Origin of the sequence: Mesorhizobium sp. M2E.F.Ca.ET.209.01.1.1 (assembly GCF_004010375.2) — a bacterium.
GTDB lineage: Bacteria > Pseudomonadota > Alphaproteobacteria > Rhizobiales > Rhizobiaceae > Mesorhizobium.
The window spans coordinates 1-306 of sequence record NZ_SADP02000595.1 but is presented as its reverse complement, the minus strand read 5'-3'; the positions used below and the strand labels follow the sequence as shown (position 1 = coordinate 306).

Annotated in this window: 1 pseudogene; it reads right to left on the bottom strand. The window is 63.7% G+C overall.

The window, feature by feature from the left end:
• Positions 1–29: 29 nt before the first annotated feature.
• Positions 30–306 (bottom strand): annotated as a pseudogene (locus EN852_RS41375) (hypothetical protein); the annotation flags it as partial.

Genomic DNA, 306 nt, shown 5'->3' with positions numbered 1-306 from the left:
GTTCGTACGGCGCGTAGGCGGCAAGGAGGTTACGACGACGGCGCCGGTCCATCTCCTCGAGCAGCGCCAGATACGCCTGCATCGCTGTCGAGGAACGGCCTGAGGTTCGCTTCGAGGCCGCGGATGCGGCTACGGATCTCCTCATCGCTCAACTGCTCGAGACTGGTTTTATCGGCATCGACACTTTCCGAGCTGGCCGAAAAATCCTTGGGCAGCAGCGTCAACACGACCTTGAGATACTGCTCGGGCTTTTCGGCCCTGACCGCGGCGATGACGCCGGCGCCATGGGCGCGGAAGTCGGCGCGA